Raw genomic sequence first — 14,539 nt, 5'->3', positions numbered from 1 at the left:
TTACCGTCGATGTAGACGGGTTACAAAACAGCACCGCCAGCTAGGCTGGCGGTGTGAAATCAGGCAGTCAGACGGCTCGCGTCTTGCGCGATAACCAGTTCTTCGTTGGTTGGGATAACCACCGCAGGACGGGTACCTTCTTTGTTGATGAAACCAGATTTGCCGAAACGTGCGGCCAGGTTACGTTCGTGGTCAACTTCAAAGCCCAGAACGCCCAGTTTGCCCAGAGACAGTTCACGAACCATCGCTGCGTTTTCACCGATACCACCGGTGAAGACAACTGCATCCAGACGACCATCCATCAGCGCAGTGTAAGAACCGATGTATTTCGCCAGACGGTGACAGTAAACGTCCATTGCACGTTTAGCGTCTTCTTTAGTCGCGTAGTTATCTTCAACATAACGGCAGTCGCTGGTGACTTCGGTCAGACCCAGCAGGCCGGACTCTTTGGTCAGCATTTTGTTGATCTGGTCAACGCTCATGCCCAGGGTGTCGTGCAGGTGGAAGATGATCGCCGGGTCGATGTCACCGGAACGCGTACCCATCACCAGACCTTCCAGCGGGGTCAGGCCCATGGAGGTATCAACACATTTACCGTTACGGATAGCAGAGACAGAACCGCCGTTGCCCAAGTGGCAAGTGATGATGTTCAGCTCATCAACCGGTTTGTTCAGAATTTTTGCCGCTTCCTGAGTCACGAAGAAGTGGCTGGTACCGTGTGCGCCGTAACGACGAACACCGTGTTCTTTGTACAGGCTGTATGGCAGAGCATAGAGGTAAGACTCTTCCGGCATGGTCTGATGGAACGCGGTGTCGAACACAGCCACGTTTTTGTCTTTCAGATTCGGGAAGGATTTCAGCGCTTCTGCGATACCGATCAGGTGTGCAGGGTTATGCAGCGGTGCAAAAGAGGCTGCGTCTTTGATACCCTGAATAACAGAATCGTCGATAACCACAGAGCCGGTGTATTTCTCGCCGCCGTGAACAACACGGTGACCAATCGCAGTCAGCTGAGCAGACAGTTCTGGTTTTTGTGCCAGAATAGTATTAACGATAAAATTCAGCGCTTCACTGTGAGCGGCGCCTGCACCTAAAGCCGCTTCTTGTTTACCGCCGTCCATTTTCCACTTGATACGTGCTTCTGGGAGATGGAAACATTCGGCTAAACCAGAGAGGTATTCTTCACCGTTTACTGCATCGATGATGGCAAATTTCAGTGAGGAGCTACCGCAGTTCAGAACCAGTACTAACTTACTCGACATGGAAGTACCTATTTATGATACGTGGCTAAAAAAACGTCAGGAAGTCATAGAGCGTAGCGCATGATGACACCGACGTTTATGATTAACATCATGCGCCATAGTCTTTTTGGGCACGATGGAATAAATACCTTTGAGTCTATGTCATTTTGCGTATTTTTCAGCCAATGGCATACTATGTGTCAATTTGACGACTCAATGATTTTGGACTAAAGGCCTTACAGGCCGGCACAGGATACCTGAATGTGGGTATTAAAGACAAAATGTTTTGAACGATGTCCTTTGTAGTTGTTGTTTTGCACAAATTTTTTAATTTTTATATGTGAAGTTGAGGTAACCGCCATGTCTACACCGGATAATCGTTCCGTCAATTTTTTTAGCTTGTTTCTCCGGGGGCAGCACTATGCGAAGACGTGGCCAATGGAAAAGCGCCTCGCGCCTGTGTTTGTAGAGAACCGCGTGATCCGCATGACGCGTTACGCGATCCGTTTTATGCCGCCTATCGCCGTCTTCACCTTATGCTGGCAAATTGCGTTAGGGGGGCAGTTGGGACCGGCCGTGGCGACTGCGCTGTTTGCGCTCAGCCTGCCGATGCAGGGCATGTGGTGGCTGGGTAAACGTTCTGTAACGCCGCTGCCGCCTTCAATACTCAACTGGTTCTACGAAGTTCGGGGTAAATTGCAAGAAGCCGGGCAGGCGCTCACTCCGGTAGAAGGAAAGCCTGATTATCAGGCGCTGGCTGACACGCTTAAGCGCGCCTTCAAACAACTGGATAAAACTTTCCTTGATGATTTGTAATTGACCCCTGATTACGCATATAAAAGAAGGCACAAGATGCCTTCTTTTTTTTCATCGCAGTAGTAGTGATACAGGAGTCCCAAATGGAAATGACCAACGCTCAACGTCTGATTTTGTCTAATCAGTACAAAATGATGACTATGCTCGATCCCACTAACGCCGAGCGTTATCGTCGTTTGCAGACGATTATTGAACGCGGTTACGGCTTGCAGATGCGCGAGCTGGATCGTGAGTTTGGTGAGCTGACGGAAGAAACCTGTCGTACGATTATCGATATTATGGAGATGTATCACGCATTACATGTGTCCTGGACTAATCTTAAGGACGCGCAGGCTATTGATGAGCGCCGCGTGACCTTCCTTGGCTTTGACGCCGCAACGGAAGCCCGTTACCTCGGGTACGTACGTTTTATGGTTAATGTGGAAGGTCGTTATACCCACTTTGATGCGGGTACGCATGGCTTCAACGCCCAGACCCCAATGTGGGAAAAATATCAGCGTATGCTGAATGTCTGGCACTCTTGCCCGCGCCAGTATCACCTGAGTGCGAATGAAATTAACCAAATCATTAATGCCTGAGGGGGCGAGCGTGCAGTGCAAAGGTTTTCTGTTTGATCTGGATGGAACGCTGGTCGATTCCTTACCCGCAGTAGAACGCGCGTGGTGCAACTGGGCCGATCGTTTTGGCCTCGATCACGCCGAGGTGCTCGGCTTTATTCATGGCAAGCAGGCCATTACCTCCCTGCGACACTTTATGGTGGGCAAATCTGAGGCTGAGATCGCCGCGGAATTCACCCGCCTGGAGCAGATCGAAGCGACGGAAACCGCGGGGATCACTGCGCTGCCGGGAGCGGTTGATTTGCTCAACCACCTCAATAAAGCGGGTATTCCATGGGCGATTGTGACCTCCGGATCCATGCCGGTAGCACGAGCGCGTCATCGTGTCGCGGGGCTGCCTGCTCCTGAAGTGTTTGTCACCGCCGAGCGGGTAAAAAGAGGCAAACCCGAGCCAGACGCCTATCTGTTAGGCGCCCAGCTTCTGGGTCTTGCGCCACAGGAATGCGCGGTGGTGGAAGATGCGCCCGCTGGGGTGCTTTCAGGACTGGCTGCAGGGTGTCATGTGATAGCGGTCAACGCGCCTGTGGACACGCCGCGTCTGGATGAGGTCGATTTTTCGCTGACCAGTCTGGAACATATTTCTGTGACCAAACAGCCTAACGGAAATGTGGTCGTGGTAAGAAATACCTGAACATGATTTAGCCCCAGATTGTTGGGGCTTTTTTATGGCAGAATCGATCCATCCCTCTCATTTAACAAGGATATGTTGTGAACGGTGAATTGACATGGGTTCTCTCATTGCTGGCGATTGCCGTCGTCTTGTTTGTCACTGGCAGAGTGCGTATGGACGCGGTCGCTTTGCTGGTCATCATTGCCTTTGTTCTGAGCGGAACATTGAGCATCACAGAAGCCTTTTCCGGATTCAGCGATCCTAACGTTATTTTGATAGCGGCATTATTCATTATCGGCGACGGCCTGGTGCGTACCGGGGTGGCGACGGTAATGGGTGCCTGGCTGGTGAAGGTGGCTGGCAGCAGTGAAGTCAAAATGCTGGTGTTGCTGATGATTACCGTTGCCGGACTCGGGGCGTTTATGAGTTCGACCGGCGTGGTCGCCATCTTTATCCCGGTGGTCTTAAGCGTTTCCATGCGCATGGAAATTTCCCCTTCACGCCTGATGATGCCGCTGAGCTTTGCCGGCCTGATAAGCGGCATGATGACGCTGGTGGCGACGCCGCCGAACCTGGTCGTCAACAGTGAACTGTTACGTGAAGGACTTAACGGGTTCAGCTTTTTTAGCGTTACCCCGCTGGGGCTGGTGGTTCTGGTACTCGGCATAATTTATATGCTGCTGATGCGCTTTATGCTCAAGGGAGAAGATTCCAGGCAGCCGGGAGACGGCTGGAAACGCCGGACCTTTCGCGATCTGATTAAAGAATATCGCCTGACCGGGCGCGCGCGTCGCCTGGCGATTCGTCCCGGTTCTCCTATGATTGGCCAGCGTCTGGATGATCTGAAGTTGCGTGAGCGCTACGGGGCAAACGTGATTGGCGTGGAACGCTGGCGTCGCTTTCGTCGCGTAATAGTCGACGTTAACGGGGTTTCTGAGTTTCGCGCCCGTGACGTATTGCTGATTGATATGTCCGCGGCCGATGTCGACCTGCGTGAATTTTGCAGTGAACAGTTTCTGGAACCAATGGTACTGCGCGGCGAATACTTCTCCGAGCAGGCGCTTGATGTGGGGATGGCCGAGATCTCTCTGATCCCTGAATCGGAATTGATTGGCAAAACGGTACGGGAAATCGCTTTTCGTACCCGTTACGGGCTGAATGTCGTTGGGCTGAAGCGCGATGGCACGGCTCTGGCTGGAGCGGTGGTGGATGAGCCATTGCTGATGGGCGATATCATATTAGTGGTGGGCAACTGGAAGCTCATCACACTGTTGGGACAAAAAGGGCGTGATTTTGTCGTGCTGAATATGCCAGAGGAAGTCAGTGAAGCTTCTCCGGCGCACAGCCAGGCACCGCATGCGATTTTCTGTCTGGTGCTGATGGTCGCTCTGATGCTCACTGATGAAATTCCCAATACGGTGGCTGCGATCATCGCCTGTCTACTGATGGGGAAATTTCGCTGTATTGATGCCGAAAGTGCCTATAAAGCGATTCACTGGCCAAGCATTATTTTGATTGTCGGGATGATGCCCTTCGCGCTGGCTTTACAAAAAACCGGCGGTGTCGACTTGGTGGTGAAAGGGCTGATGGATGTCGGTGGCGGGTATGGCCCGTATATGATGTTGGGCTGCCTGTTCGTGCTGTGTGCGACTATCGGGTTATTTATCTCCAACACCGCGACGGCGGTGCTGATGGCGCCAATCGCGCTGGCGGCTGCAAAGTCGATGGGCGTTTCACCGTATCCTTTTGCGATGGGGATTGCGATGGCAGCATCCGCAGCCTTTATGACACCGGTCTCTTCGCCGGTAAACACTCTGGTGCTCGGACCTGGCAACTACAGCTTTAGCGATTTCGTGAAGATTGGCGTACCGTTTACCATCATTGTGATGGCGGTGTGCGTGGTGATGATCCCGATGCTGTTTCCGTTTTGATTTTGTTGGCGGATGGCGACGGGGATATCTTCGCCGCCACCGGGTCATGCGTTTATAGCGGAGAATCCTGGCTGATTTCATCTAATGAGAGGTGAAAACTCGGGACAAACACGTCCATAAAGTAGTCCATCTCTTCGCTGCGTCGCGACTCCAGCGTTTTTTCCAGACGCGTCTTGGCAAGCAGAAATTCGTTGTTACCGGCAGAGAGTTCCTCCAGACACTTCAGATACGCGCACAGGGCATCGGCCTGTTTAACAATCGATCTCTCTTCTTCACTTAAGGCATGTTCATCAATGAGCGGCGCAAAAATATCGCGCAGTTCATCAGGTACCATATCGACCAGTTTTTGCTGGGCAATTTTCTCTATCGCTTTATATTCCTGCGCAATCTGCGAGTTGAAATATTTCACCGGGGTAGGGAGATCACCGGTCAGCACTTCTGACGCATCGTGATACATCGCCAACAGAGCAATACGCTCAGCATTAACCTGACCACCAAATTTGCGGTTTTTGATCGCGGCCAGCGCATGGGCAACCATGGCAACCTGCAGACTGTGTTCAGACACGTTTTCGGTGCGCACGTTGCGCATCAGCGGCCAGCGATTAATGAGCTTCAGACGGGAGAGGTGGGCAAAAAAATGGCTCTGCTTCATAACGACCCTTATATGATGGCAACCTAAGAGTCATTTTGCGCAGAGAAGGCTGTCAGATGCAAATACTCGTCATCCATCCGACAGCCTTTGTTTAATTACAGCTGGTGATACCCTGACAGGAAACGCTCAAATTTACTCAGCGACATTTCAATATCGTCAATACGCGGCAGCGTGACGATGCGGAAATGATCCGGCCACGGCCAGTTGAATGCTGTTCCCTGAACCAGCAGTACTTTTTCCTGCAGCAGGAAGTCGAGCACCATCTTCTGGTCGTCATGAATGTTGAAGCGTTTAGCATCAATTTTCGGGAACATATACAGCGCGCCGCGCGGTTTTACGCAGGAGACACCAGGAATGTCATTGAGCAGTTCCCAGGCGCGGTTGCGTTGTTCATACAGACGCCCACCAGGCATGATAAATTCGCTGATGCTCTGGTATCCGCCCAGCGCGGTCTGAATGGCATGCTGCGCCGGAACGTTGGCACACAGGCGCATAGAGGCCAGCATCTCAAGACCTTCAATATATCCTTTAGCATGTTTCTTCGGCCCGTTCAGCACCATCCAGCCCTGACGGAAACCGGCAACGCGATAGGTTTTTGACAGGCCATTGAAGGTGATGGTCAGCAGATCCGGCGCCATTGCAGCGATGGAGTGGTGTTCAGCATCGTCGTAGAGAATTTTGTCGTAAATCTCATCCGCAAAGATGATGAGGTTGTTCTGGCGAGCAATCTCAACAATCTCCATCAGCAGCTCTTTGGAGTAAACAGCGCCGGTTGGGTTGTTTGGGTTGATGATGACGATCCCACGCGTACGCGGCGTGATTTTGGCGCGGATATCATCCAGGTCCGGGAACCAGTCTGATGATTCGTCACACAGGTAGTGCACGGCATTACCGCCGGAGAGCGATACCGCCGCCGTCCACAGCGGATAATCAGGAGCAGGAACCAGCATTTCGTCCCCACTGTTCAGCAATGCCTGCATAGCCTGCACAATTAATTCAGAAACGCCGTTGCCGATATAAATATCTTCCACGGTTACGTCGCGCATACCACGGGCCTGGTAATGCTGCATAATCGCTTTACGGGCGGAATAAAGGCCTTTGGAGTCGCAATATCCTTGCGCTGTTGGCAAATTGCGGATCACATCCACCAGTATTTCATCTGGCGCTTCAAACCCGAATGGCGCCGGGTTGCCGATGTTTAGTTTCAGAACCTTATTGCCTTCTTCTTCCAGGCGCTTTGCTTCCTTCAGAACCGGGCCGCGAATGTCATAACAGACGTTTTCTAATTTGCTGGATTTTTCAATGGGGGACATGAACGTTGACCTTTTTAGCTGTGAATGCCACTCCCTGCCATGGAAGTCAGCCCAGCACAATGTACTCCCACGGCGGTGAGTTTTGAAGGGTCTTTAGTAGAAGATTTTGAAAAGCTATGAAATGATAATTAACTGTTAACAACTAAATAATGTAAATATTATGAGATAATAATCTATCTGGATGTATTTTGTTGGTGGTATGTTTTGTTTTATTGGTTTTGTTGTGGTGATTTGTTTGGTCAAAAAAAGTTAAGCCTGTAAAGCGAAATGTCACGGGTGTCTAAGCTGGATGAGGTAATTCGAAAATACTGAGGTTTTATCTGCGGGGTCTGTTATCGGCCTGATCCGTACGTGATACGGTGTGAATTCATTGTTAAGCATAATTAATGAATTGAAGAATTCTTAATTAATTATTATTTAATATTTAAACGACATTAAATTGAATGGGCCAATAATAGCAAAACCGCTGCTCTGACATAACACCTGGTAGCCTGGAATTATTCACGATAACACTTATAAATATAGTGGTTTTAGGTTAAGATAAGTCTCATGAAATGGTAAGTAGTCTGAATTTTAAGATAATTCAAATGTTTGTTGGTTGTTCCTAACACACTGAAAAGTTAGTTTTTAATGTGTAAATTATTGTTCGTTAACTTTTTTTTAAATTTACAAAATTTACATGTTTTCCCTAAGTCAGAATCATCCAGCAGCTAAAAATTCGGCTCTTTCTCGTTGCTATATTCCGATGAATATCACGGGAATTAAAATAGCCAGGAAAGAGAATTGTTTCGTTTGTTAAACCAAATACATCCTTATTTTCACTTGGTTACACTAAGCGAAACTGCGAGGGAGGCACATTACAAATGGAGTTGTTTGATTCCAAATGCACAGCATTAACCCGGTATGACCCGCGAGTAAGTGAAAAACTATGATAAATGCAAATCGTCCGATAATTAACCTCGACCTCGATCTGCTGAGAACCTTCGTTGCTGTTGCCGACCTGAATACCTTTGCGGCTGCGGCAGCTGCGGTATGTCGAACTCAGTCTGCGGTGAGTCAGCAAATGCAGCGTCTTGAGCAACTCGTGGGGAAAGAGTTGTTCGCGCGCCATGGACGCAACAAACTACTGACCGAACATGGTATACAACTGTTGGGTTACGCCAGAAAAATACTGCGCTTTAATGATGAGGCATGCTCATCATTAATGTTTAATAATCTTCAGGGAGTGTTAACTATCGGTGCTTCTGATGAATCTGCCGATACCATACTGCCTTTCCTGCTCAACCGGATAAGTTCGGTTTATCCGAAGCTTGCGCTGGATGTGAGGGTCAAGCGTAACGCCTACATGGTGGATATGCTGAAGTCGCAAGAAGTGGACTTGGTTGTGACTACCAACCGTCCTGGCGATTTTGAATGTCTGAATCTGCGTACCTCGCCAACGCATTGGTACTGTGCTGCCGAATATATTCTGCAAAAAGGTGAGCCGGTACCGTTGGTTCTGCTGGACGATCCGAGCCCGTTTCGCGATATCGTGCTGGCGACATTAAATGCTGCCCAGATCCCGTGGCGTCTGGCTTATGTTGCTTCAACATTACCTGCGGTTCGCGCGGCGGTAAAAGCAGGGCTCGGCGTCACTGCGCGGCCTGTTGAAATGATGAGTCCAGATTTACGCGTACTGGGCGCCGCCGACGGATTACCGCCATTGCCTGATACTGAGTATCTGTTGTGCTGCGATCCGTCCACGCAAAATGAGTTGGCAGAAGTTATCTTTAAGTCGATGCAAACGTATCAAAATCCTTGGCAATACAATCAGTTTACCCCGGAAGGGGGAGATGACTCGCTGATTGTTGAAGGCGACTTTGAGTAATCCGTCACAAAAAATCGTTTTAAAATGTTAGTGTAAAAAAGAGCCACTGGTGATGAAAAAACATCCAGTGGCTCTTTTTTTATGCAAATATTGCCGCTTTATGTCATTTGCTATACTAAAACTTAACAAAATCAGAAGGTAAAAAAACGGCCTGACGCCTGGCTGAAAAATAAGCAGCAGCGTTACTAATTGTTTCCATGTTAAAAAACTAGAGAAATTGTTGCTGTTTTTTATGGTGAATTAACAAAAGCGTGTCGCAGATCAAGAAAATACTCCCATTTAGGGGGAGGCATCTGGGTGAATTCCTGTCAAAATAGGTGAGTATTATCTTTTTTACTTCACTACGGACACGATTCAACAACATTAAAAATGACCGATGATGCGATCGAAATTGGTCTAAATAGCACTTTATGTTAATGAAGTTGGAGCGGTGTAAAATAATGTGAGGAAACTTTTGTTAAAGTTGACAAAAGGTTATAGAAAGGAGTAAAAAACCCCATCAATTAGCTGTATAAAATGGTTTTTCACAGTGATTGTAAGGTTTTTTTTATTCCTCCCCATGAATCGATGTGGCGTTCATCTGCCGAAAAGAGCAGAGAATTTGGCGCTACTTTTGATGAGTAAGCAATGAGTATGTCAACATCCACTGAAATCATCGCTCATCACTGGGCATTCGCTATCTTTCTTATTGTTGCCATTGGCCTGTGCTGCCTGATGCTCGTCGGCGGCTGGTTTTTAGGTGGTCGCGCGCGCGCGAGATCTAAAAACGTGCCGTTTGAATCAGGTATCGACTCGGTCGGCACCGCCCGCTTGCGCCTGTCTGCCAAGTTTTATCTGGTAGCCATGTTCTTCGTTATCTTCGACGTTGAAGCGCTGTATCTGTTCGCATGGTCAACTTCTATCCGTGAAAGCGGCTGGATTGGCTTTGTGGAAGCTGCAATTTTTATTTTTGTGTTACTGGCAGGTCTGGTTTATCTGGTGCGTATTGGCGCGCTGGACTGGACGCCCGCGCGTTCACGCCGCGAGCGTATGAACCCGGAAACGAACAGTATCGCTAATCGTCAACGCTAACCGCGAGGCATTAAGATGGATTATACGCTCACCCGCATAGATCCTAACGGTGAGAACGACCGTTACCCCCTGCAAAAACAGGAGATCGTAACCGACCCCCTGGAGCAAGAAGTTAACAAAAACGTGTTCATGGGTAAGCTGCATGACATGGTTAACTGGGGCCGTAAAAACTCAATTTGGCCATATAACTTTGGCCTTTCCTGCTGCTACGTTGAGATGGTGACCTCGTTTACCGCCGTGCACGATGTGGCCCGTTTTGGTGCGGAAGTACTGCGTGCATCGCCGCGTCAGGCTGACCTGATGGTCGTCGCCGGAACCTGCTTTACTAAAATGGCGCCGGTTATTCAGCGCCTCTACGATCAGATGCTGGAACCGAAATGGGTTATTTCCATGGGCGCATGCGCCAACTCCGGCGGTATGTACGACATCTATTCTGTGGTGCAGGGCGTTGATAAATTTATTCCGGTCGATGTGTACATCCCGGGATGCCCGCCGCGTCCGGAAGCGTATATGCAGGCTCTGATGCTGCTGCAAGATTCCATTGGCAAAGAACGCCGTCCGCTCTCCTGGGTGGTTGGCGATCAGGGCGTTTATCGCGCCAATATGCAGTCAGAACGCGAGCGTAAACGCGGCGAACGTATTGCTGTAACGAATCTTCGTACACCAGACGAGATTTAATTTGCGCCTGTCGGCAGCAGCACTTCCTTCGCTTATCACTACATAAATAGCGCGAAGCACTGCCGACCACCACGGACCATTTGCAATGGTGAACAATATGACCGACTTAACCGCGCAAGACGCTGTATGGCAAACACGGGATCACCTTGATGACCCGGTCATTGGCGAACTGCGCAACCGTTTTGGGCCGGATGCCTTTACCGTTCAGGCGACTCGCACCGGGGTACCTGTTGTTTGGGTCAAGCGTGAACAATTACTGGAAGTTGGCGATTTCTTAAAGAGACTGCCGAAACCTTACGTCATGCTGTTTGACTTACACGGCATGGACGAACGTCTGCGTACGCACCGCGAAGGGTTACCCGCCGCGGATTTTTCCGTTTTCTATCACCTGATCTCCATTGAACGCAATCGCGATATCATGCTCAAGGTGGCATTGTCTGAAAACGACCTGCGCGTACCGACGTTCACCAAACTGTTCCCGAACGCCAACTGGTATGAGCGTGAAACCTGGGAAATGTTTGGCATCGACATCGAAGGTCACCCGCACCTGACGCGTCTGCTGATGCCGCATACTTGGGAAGGTCATCCGCTGCGTAAAGACTACCCGGCGCGTGCGACCGAATTCGATCCGTTTGAGCTGACTAAAGCCAAACAGGATCTGGAAATGGAATCACTGACCTTCAAACCAGAAGAATGGGGCATGAAGCGTAGTTCCGAAAACGAGGACTTCATGTTCCTCAACCTCGGTCCTAACCACCCGTCTTCTCACGGTGCGTTCCGTATTGTGCTGCAGCTTGATGGCGAAGAAATCGTCGACTGCGTGCCTGACATCGGCTACCACCACCGTGGCGCTGAAAAGATGGGTGAACGTCAGTCCTGGCATAGCTACATTCCGTACACCGACCGTATCGAGTACCTCGGCGGCTGCGTTAACGAAATGCCTTACGTACTGGCCGTTGAGAAACTGGCTGGCATCACCACGCCGGATCGCGTCAACGTGATTCGCGTTATGTTGTCTGAACTGTTCCGTATCAACAGCCACCTGCTGTACATCTCCACGTTCATCCAGGACGTCGGCGCGATGACGCCGGTCTTCTTCGCCTTTACCGACCGTCAGAAAATCTATGACGTAGTGGAAGCGATCACCGGTTTCCGTATGCACCCGGCCTGGTTCCGTATCGGCGGTGTGGCACACGATCTGCCGCGCGGTTGGGACAAACTGCTGCGTGACTTCCTCGACTGGATGCCAAAACGTCTGGATTCCTACGAGAAAGCCGCACTGCGTAACACCATCCTGAAAGGCCGTTCGCAAGGCGTTGCCGCTTACGGTAAGAAAGAAGCGCTGGACTGGGGTTGTACCGGTGCTGCGCTGCGTGCGACCGGTATTGATTTTGACGTGCGTAAAGCGCGTCCATACTCTGGCTACGAAAACTTTGACTTTGAAGTCCCGGTTGGCGGCGGCGTGTCCGACTGCTATACCCGCGTGATGCTGAAAGTTGAAGAGCTGCGCCAGAGTCTGCGCATCCTTGAGCAGTGCCTCAACAACATGCCGGAAGGCCCGTTCAAAGCGGATCACCCGCTGACTACGCCGCCGCCGAAAGAGCGCACGTTGCAACATATCGAAACCCTGATCACCCACTTCCTGCAGGTTTCGTGGGGACCGGTTATGCCGGCAAACGAGTCCTTCCAGATGGTGGAAGCGACCAAGGGTATTAACAGTTACTACCTGACCAGCGATGGCAGCACCATGAGTTACCGTACCCGTATCCGTACCCCGAGCTATGCGCACCTGCAGCAGATCCCGGTAGCGGTACGTGGCAGCCTGGTGTCCGACCTTATCGTCCACCTGGGTAGTATCGATTTTGTTATGTCAGATGTGGACCGCTAATTATGCACGAGAATCAACAACCACAAACCGAGGCTTTTGAGCTGAGTGCGGCTGAGCGTGAAGCGATTGAGCACGAGAAGCACCACTACGAAGACCCGCGTGCGGCGTCCATTGAAGCGCTGAAAATCGTTCAGAAACAGCGTGGCTGGGTGCCGGATGGGGCGATCTATGCGATCGCTGATGTGCTGGGGATCCCGGCAAGCGACGTAGAAGGTGTTGCCACGTTCTATAGCCAGATCTTCCGCCAGCCGGTAGGTCGCCACGTGATCCGCTATTGCGACAGCGTGGTGTGCCATATCAACGGCTATCAGGGGATCCAGGCTGCGCTTGAGAAAAAACTCAACATCAAGCCGGGGCAGACGACCTTTGACGGTCGTTTTACGCTGCTCCCGACCTGTTGCCTGGGGAACTGCGATAAAGGGCCGAACATGATGATCGATGAGGATACTCATGCTCACCTGACCCCGGAAGGCATTCCCGAACTGCTGGAGCGGTATAAATGAAAGACATTATCCGTACTCCCGAAACGCATCCGCTGACCTGGCGTCTGCGTGATGACAAACAGCCGGTCTGGCTGGACGAATACCGTAGCAAGAACGGCTACGAAGGTGCGCGTAAGGCCCTGACCGGGCTGTCACCGGACGAAATCGTTAATCAGGTAAAAGACGCTGGCCTGAAAGGGCGCGGCGGTGCGGGCTTTTCCACCGGTCTGAAGTGGAGCCTGATGCCGAAAGACGAATCCATGAACATCCGTTACCTGCTGTGTAACGCCGATGAAATGGAGCCGGGTACCTATAAAGACCGTCTGCTGATGGAACAACTGCCGCACCTGCTGGTAGAAGGCATGCTGATCTCCGCGTTTGCGCTGAAAGCGTACCGTGGTTACATCTTCCTGCGTGGTGAATATATCGAAGCGGCTGTGCATCTGCGTCGCGCGATTGCCGAAGCAACCGAAGCCGGCTTGCTTGGCAAAAACATCATGGGCACCGGTTTCGACTTCGAACTGTTTGTCCACACCGGGGCAGGGCGCTATATCTGTGGTGAAGAGACGGCGCTGATTAACTCCCTTGAAGGTCGTCGTGCTAACCCACGTTCCAAGCCGCCGTTCCCGGCAAGCTCTGGCGCTTGGGGTAAGCCGACCTGCGTTAACAACGTCGAAACCCTGTGTAACGTACCAGCTATCCTCGCGAACGGCGTGGAGTGGTACCAGAACATTTCGCAGAGCAAAGACGCGGGCACCAAGCTGATGGGCTTCTCCGGTCGCGTGAAGAACCCTGGCCTGTGGGAACTGCCTTTCGGTACTACCGCGCGCGAGATCCTCGAAGATTACGCGGGCGGCATGCGCGATGGCCTGAAATTCAAAGCCTGGCAGCCGGGCGGCGCGGGTACGGACTTCCTGACTGAAGCGCACCTCGATCTGCCGATGGAATTCGAAAGCATTGGTAAAGCCGGTAGCCGTTTGGGCACCGCGCTGGCAATGGCTGTCGACCACGAGATTGGCATGGTTCCTCTGGTGCGTAACCTCGAAGAGTTCTTTGCCCGCGAGTCCTGCGGCTGGTGTACGCCGTGCCGTGACGGTCTGCCGTGGAGTGTGAAAATTCTGCGCGCGCTGGAGCGTGGCGAAGGCCAGCCTGGGGATATCGAGACGCTTGAGCAACTGTGTCGTTTCCTCGGCCCGGGTAAAACCTTCTGTGCACACGCACCGGGTGCGGTGGAGCCGCTGCAGAGCGCCATTAAATATTTCCGCGAAGAATTCGAAGCTGGCATCAAGCAGTCCTTCAGCAATACCCATCAGATTGGTGGTATTCAGCCGAACCTGCTGAAAGAGCGCTGGTAATAGCAGGGTAACCCTGAA

13 protein-coding genes are annotated in these 14,539 nt (G+C 51.2%); 10 read left to right on the top strand and 3 right to left on the bottom strand.

The window, feature by feature from the left end; genetic code table 11:
* Positions 1 to 59: 59 nt before the first annotated feature.
* Entirely contained in the window at positions 60 to 1,262 is a 1,203-nt protein-coding gene (gene ackA / locus N0B36_RS09060) for an acetate kinase (RefSeq protein WP_016153843.1), read from the bottom strand.
* A gap of 339 nt (positions 1,263 to 1,601) precedes the next feature.
* Here ackA and yfbV point away from each other — a divergent pair, with 339 nt between their 5' ends.
* The 4 genes from yfbV (at position 1,602) to N0B36_RS09040 (ending at position 5,215) form a co-directional block, all read left to right on the top strand.
* Positions 1,602 to 2,057, top strand: coding sequence for a terminus macrodomain insulation protein YfbV (gene yfbV, locus N0B36_RS09055; RefSeq protein WP_259687115.1), 456 nt, complete (start codon positions 1,602 to 1,604; stop codon positions 2,055 to 2,057).
* 83 nt (positions 2,058 to 2,140) lie between these two features.
* Positions 2,141 to 2,635, top strand: coding sequence for a YfbU family protein (locus tag N0B36_RS09050; RefSeq protein ID WP_016153841.1), 495 nt, complete (start codon positions 2,141 to 2,143; stop codon positions 2,633 to 2,635).
* A complete protein-coding gene (locus tag N0B36_RS09045) occupies positions 2,628 to 3,305 on the top strand; it encodes a sugar phosphatase (protein WP_085951065.1) in 678 nt (225 codons plus the stop codon). Before N0B36_RS09050 ends, N0B36_RS09045 begins: the two co-directional genes overlap by 8 nt.
* A 77-nt stretch (positions 3,306 to 3,382) precedes the next feature.
* Positions 3,383 to 5,215, top strand: coding sequence for an SLC13 family permease (locus N0B36_RS09040; protein WP_137380921.1), 1,833 nt, complete (start codon positions 3,383 to 3,385; stop codon positions 5,213 to 5,215).
* 52 nt (positions 5,216 to 5,267) lie between these two features.
* Here N0B36_RS09040 and yfbR read toward each other — a convergent pair whose 3' ends face one another.
* Both yfbR and alaA read right to left on the bottom strand, forming a co-directional pair.
* Positions 5,268 to 5,867, bottom strand: coding sequence for a 5'-deoxynucleotidase (gene yfbR / locus N0B36_RS09035; RefSeq protein ID WP_003028083.1), 600 nt, complete (start codon positions 5,865 to 5,867; stop codon positions 5,268 to 5,270).
* A 95-nt stretch (positions 5,868 to 5,962) separates the two neighbouring features.
* Positions 5,963 to 7,180 carry an alanine transaminase AlaA gene (alaA, locus tag N0B36_RS09030; protein WP_005129483.1) on the bottom strand — a complete coding sequence of 406 codons (1,218 nt, stop codon included), beginning with the start codon at positions 7,178 to 7,180 and terminating at the stop codon, positions 5,963 to 5,965.
* 928 nt (positions 7,181 to 8,108) lie between these two features.
* Here alaA and lrhA point away from each other — a divergent pair.
* The 6 genes from lrhA (at position 8,109) to nuoF (ending at position 14,521) form a co-directional block, all read left to right on the top strand.
* Positions 8,109 to 9,047, top strand: a complete 939-nt coding sequence (gene lrhA / locus N0B36_RS09025) for a transcriptional regulator LrhA (protein WP_016153838.1) — start codon at positions 8,109 to 8,111, stop codon at positions 9,045 to 9,047.
* A gap of 627 nt (positions 9,048 to 9,674) precedes the next feature.
* The gene (gene nuoA, locus N0B36_RS09020; protein ID WP_003028077.1) at positions 9,675 to 10,118 is read left to right on the top strand and encodes an NADH-quinone oxidoreductase subunit NuoA; all 444 of its coding nucleotides are present in this window, start codon (positions 9,675 to 9,677) and stop codon (positions 10,116 to 10,118) included.
* Between the two features lie 15 nt (positions 10,119 to 10,133).
* Complete coding sequence (gene nuoB, locus N0B36_RS09015) at positions 10,134 to 10,796, top strand: NADH-quinone oxidoreductase subunit NuoB (RefSeq protein WP_003028075.1); 663 nt, start codon at positions 10,134 to 10,136, stop codon at positions 10,794 to 10,796.
* Between the two features lie 85 nt (positions 10,797 to 10,881).
* On the top strand, positions 10,882 to 12,684 hold the full coding sequence (gene nuoC, locus N0B36_RS09010; protein WP_016153837.1) for an NADH-quinone oxidoreductase subunit C/D: 1,803 nt from the start codon (positions 10,882 to 10,884) through the stop codon (positions 12,682 to 12,684).
* A 2-nt stretch (positions 12,685 to 12,686) separates the two neighbouring features.
* The gene (gene nuoE / locus N0B36_RS09005; RefSeq protein ID WP_003028069.1) at positions 12,687 to 13,187 is read left to right on the top strand and encodes an NADH-quinone oxidoreductase subunit NuoE; all 501 of its coding nucleotides are present in this window, start codon (positions 12,687 to 12,689) and stop codon (positions 13,185 to 13,187) included.
* Positions 13,184 to 14,521 (top strand): NADH-quinone oxidoreductase subunit NuoF, encoded by a 1,338-nt coding sequence (gene nuoF / locus N0B36_RS09000; RefSeq protein ID WP_016153836.1) that lies wholly within the window; start codon positions 13,184 to 13,186, stop codon positions 14,519 to 14,521. Before nuoE ends, nuoF begins: the two co-directional genes overlap by 4 nt.
* Positions 14,522 to 14,539: the final 18 nt, after the last annotated feature.

The sequence above is a fragment of the Citrobacter sp. XY323 genome, assembly GCF_025106035.1.
Taxonomy (GTDB): domain Bacteria; phylum Pseudomonadota; class Gammaproteobacteria; order Enterobacterales; family Enterobacteriaceae; genus Citrobacter; species Citrobacter braakii.
Note: the sequence above shows the minus strand (reverse complement) of the source record. Positions and strands in the feature narration are given on the sequence as shown.

Coding starts and splice junctions, on each gene's coding strand:
- ackA (WP_016153843.1), bottom strand. CDS start 1,262: ATGTCGAGTAAGTTAGTACTGGTTCTGAACTGCGGTAGCTCCTCACTG.
- yfbV (WP_259687115.1), top strand. CDS start 1,602: ATGTCTACACCGGATAATCGTTCCGTCAATTTTTTTAGCTTGTTTCTC.
- N0B36_RS09050 (WP_016153841.1), top strand. CDS start 2,141: ATGGAAATGACCAACGCTCAACGTCTGATTTTGTCTAATCAGTACAAA.
- N0B36_RS09045 (WP_085951065.1), top strand. CDS start 2,628: ATGCCTGAGGGGGCGAGCGTGCAGTGCAAAGGTTTTCTGTTTGATCTG.
- yfbR (WP_003028083.1), bottom strand. CDS start 5,867: ATGAAGCAGAGCCATTTTTTTGCCCACCTCTCCCGTCTGAAGCTCATT.
- alaA (WP_005129483.1), bottom strand. CDS start 7,180: ATGTCCCCCATTGAAAAATCCAGCAAATTAGAAAACGTCTGTTATGAC.
- lrhA (WP_016153838.1), top strand. CDS start 8,109: ATGATAAATGCAAATCGTCCGATAATTAACCTCGACCTCGATCTGCTG.
- nuoA (WP_003028077.1), top strand. CDS start 9,675: ATGAGTATGTCAACATCCACTGAAATCATCGCTCATCACTGGGCATTC.
- nuoB (WP_003028075.1), top strand. CDS start 10,134: ATGGATTATACGCTCACCCGCATAGATCCTAACGGTGAGAACGACCGT.
- nuoC (WP_016153837.1), top strand. CDS start 10,882: ATGGTGAACAATATGACCGACTTAACCGCGCAAGACGCTGTATGGCAA.
- nuoE (WP_003028069.1), top strand. CDS start 12,687: ATGCACGAGAATCAACAACCACAAACCGAGGCTTTTGAGCTGAGTGCG.
- nuoF (WP_016153836.1), top strand. CDS start 13,184: ATGAAAGACATTATCCGTACTCCCGAAACGCATCCGCTGACCTGGCGT.